2 protein-coding genes and 1 pseudogene are annotated in these 2,966 nt (G+C 57.1%); 1 reads left to right on the forward strand and 2 read right to left on the reverse strand.

Features of this window, described 5'->3' with window-relative positions; all coding sequences use genetic code 11:
* Positions 1-167: 167 nt before the first annotated feature.
* Together ACOVRA_RS10040 and ACOVRA_RS10045 are read right to left on the reverse strand one after the other, a co-directional pair.
* Positions 168-527 carry a hypothetical protein gene (locus ACOVRA_RS10040; RefSeq protein ID WP_421720178.1) on the reverse strand — a complete coding sequence of 120 codons (360 nt, stop codon included), beginning with the start codon at positions 525-527 and terminating at the stop codon, positions 168-170.
* Between the two features lie 10 nt (positions 528-537).
* Positions 538-1,926 carry a hypothetical protein gene (locus ACOVRA_RS10045; RefSeq protein WP_421720179.1) on the reverse strand — a complete coding sequence of 463 codons (1,389 nt, stop codon included), beginning with the start codon at positions 1,924-1,926 and terminating at the stop codon, positions 538-540.
* A 663-nt stretch (positions 1,927-2,589) separates the two neighbouring features.
* Between ACOVRA_RS10045 and ACOVRA_RS10050 the strand changes: the two are divergent.
* A pseudogene (locus ACOVRA_RS10050) lies at positions 2,590-2,966 on the forward strand (hypothetical protein); the annotation flags it as partial.

A 2,966-nucleotide genomic window follows, 5' to 3' on the forward strand; every position in this document is an offset into this window, starting at 1 on the left:
TGACCCAGCCCCTTAAAATCCAGCCAGAAGTTTGAAGTATTTCAAATCAAGGTGCACTGCTACCCATCGTTGGGTCACTTAAATGGCTGCCTTCAGGCAAACCGCTAACCCGCCCTAAACGGCAACCCGTGGCGCAAAGCGGACCCAAAGTCACCGCCGTCTGCGCCTCACGCCCGCACCCCTCGCGCGACCTCATCAAGAAACGCATCAAACAGCGCCTCGGCCTGATCGTCGTCATCCTCGCGCTCGAGAGGTCCTGCATAGGTGAACCATACTCGGACGAACGCGAGGAGGGTTTCGCGAAGGATGGCCATGTCCCGACCCCGCGCCAGAACTCGCTGATCCAACCGATCAAGGCGGGCCTTGATTGTATCGGCGATGGCGTCGGCGCGGTCATGGATCAGGACGCGCTTGAGGGCATCGTTGGCGGCGCGTGACAGGGTGAGACCGCGCAGCTTGGCCTCGTGGTCGAGTGCGCGGGCAGAGGTGTCATCGAGATGGAGGGTGAGTTGCTTGCGTGTGGTCATGGGTGGGCCCTCAGATCAAACGGGGTTGGGAGGGCGAGGTGCCATTGGCACGCTTCGCCAAGGCGCGCTTTAGGCGGGCAGTCCCAGATGTAAGATCATCCTTAGTCACCAGCGACTTCGGCTTTGGTGCAACAGGGGAAGCCGCCTCCTGCGCATAGACGGGCAAACCCTTCTTTCGCGACCTGGCCCCACTCTTAGGGATGTTGACCGCGACCTGCTTTGGCAGACTTGCGCCAGGGGGATAGGCGACGGCAGCCTCGCTCCAAGGCTCCGGCCTTTGGGCTAGCTCAGTCGCGGTAAAGGGAAGCCTTGCTAGCATGCTGGGGTCAGCAGGATGCAGGCGCACGGGTCGGCGGTGTGCCTGCACGATAATGATCTCGTCGGGACGAACACTCTTCACTGCTTCAGACGAGATATAGCTTCGATCGATTACGTCGGTGGAGGTTGATATCTCTTTTTTGGTCATGACGACCGTTCCAAAGAATACGCTCGGCGTTTCCCTGTATTTGAGGTCAAAGGCCCTGCGTATTGCAACTGTTGACCGCCCCTGAACGAGGAACGACACCCCGCGCCGCTTCAGATCGGCGTGGCCTGCCTTGATCATCAAAGCCAACTGATCTGGCATATCGCCCTCAATGGCGATTAGGACAGGGCGCGTCCCCGAAGTTGATACGTCGGCCATCAAGGCACGCAGACGCAGGATCGCATGCATGAGGGGCAGGCTATCAGGATCTATTGCGTCATTCGGGTCCTTAGGCCTGATCTCAAAGGAGAGGACACGTGGCCCGCACTCAAAGATGTCAGCCAGACAGGGCAGCCGTGCCGAACTCAGATGATATCTCCACCCCCGTTGTGTGGCCCAAAGGCGCCTGGGGATGAGCTCTAAATCTTCAGCCACTTGTTGTTGCGCTTGCGCCCAATGGCCGAGCAAGGCAGCCAACTGATCCCGCGCGCCGGGCTTTAAGATCTTCGTCCCTGCAAGCCAGCCAGATAGTTGCGCATAAAGTTGATCGGGGCTCGCCAGATTGCTCATCACCCCGAAGAAAGTCCGGTCCACAGGAGGGGCTGTCTCTAGGCCTCGCACAAGTAGGGCTGTTGCCAAGACACCTTGACGCTCATTGAAACCACAAGGGGAGAGCATCGCCCACACATCCCCCCAAGCCAAAACACCCGCCCGAACCTGAGGCAAAGGATCGAGGGGAAAGTTCGCCGACGCGCCTTGGGCAATATGCCAGATATCGCGATCATCGATCACGTCACCCGCGAGCTTGCTGCTACCAAACCGCAGGATCGCTCCTTCAAAGCTTTTGAGCGCTGCCTGGAACACCCCATTGGCCACAGGACCCGACCCCACCACGAGAATATCCGCAGATGGATCAAGCCGGACAAACGTTGGCATCTTCTGCCAAGGTATGCCCTTCGCATGGCCCACAATGACCCCTGATGACCGGCCCTGATCGAGCAAATGCCCACCACATAGGCATAATGGTCTCGCTTCTTGGGCCAGTTAGGCAGTGGTCCTGCCAGAAACAGAGCGAGCCATAATGCTGGTGCCAACAGAATGACCCCGCAGACGCGCAGCACGACGATCATCGCAAAGCTTTCACTATGCAGGCGGAAGAAAAGGGCGTTAGCCGCCCAGGGCGCGCGAAGCTCCAGCCCGAAAAGGTTCAGCCAAACAGGTCCTAGTGTTTCATTGGGGATCCCGGCCAGCCAAACTGCAAAAAGTGTCTGGAGCTCAAACCAAACCAGCAATCCGACACTGAATTTAAGCAACCAGATGTAAATCCTGTCCCATCCCGAGTTGTCGCCATGTAGAAATTGCAGATAGAAACTTCGACACACAGATTGTATTGTAGTATAGTGCTTTGTCATAGCTTATATCCATTTGAATTTACAACCAATATAAGCACGAATATTTAAATACAGCAAGATAAAGAGCAAGTTTTCACTTGCTCAAGGGCCTGTATGTGCTATGTTTTATGGAAGTTGTTGGTGGCAAGTCACAACTTCCTTGTGTGTCACATGGCGTGACAACGCATGGTCATTCAGGAGCCCAAGCATGGCAGAGCGCGGATCTGAGGAGTTGAACATCCGCCTTGCTGTTGGGCGTCGCGGAGATGCGCGGTCTGGGGCCTTGGGTGCCCGCTTGAGCAAGGCCATTGGTGGGGCAAGGCTTGGTGCAGGTGTTTCGTTTCGGGGTGGTGGCGTTGGTGGTGCTCGAGGTGGGTTTAGCTCGGACAGACGCCAGCGCGTGGTGATCAAGGTATCCTTCTCGGCTCATCGCGCGGGTAGTGCGAAGCTTACCGCCCATGCAGCTTATCTTGGTCGTGATGGAGCAGCGCGAGATGATGAGCAGGGGCAGTTCTATGATGCTTATCGGGATAAGGTTGAAGGCCTTTCGCGCGAGCTAGACGACTGGACCCAGGAAGACCCGCG

This window comes from Aquidulcibacter sp., assembly GCF_049239865.1.
GTDB lineage: Bacteria > Pseudomonadota > Alphaproteobacteria > Caulobacterales > Aquidulcibacteraceae > Aquidulcibacter.

Bases quoted from the DNA above. Each gene is read 5' to 3' on its own strand.
- ACOVRA_RS10040 (WP_421720178.1), bottom strand. From the start codon at position 527: ATGACCACACGCAAGCAACTCACCCTCCATCTCGATGACACCTCTGCC.
- ACOVRA_RS10045 (WP_421720179.1), bottom strand. From the start codon at position 1,926: ATGCCAACGTTTGTCCGGCTTGATCCATCTGCGGATATTCTCGTGGTG.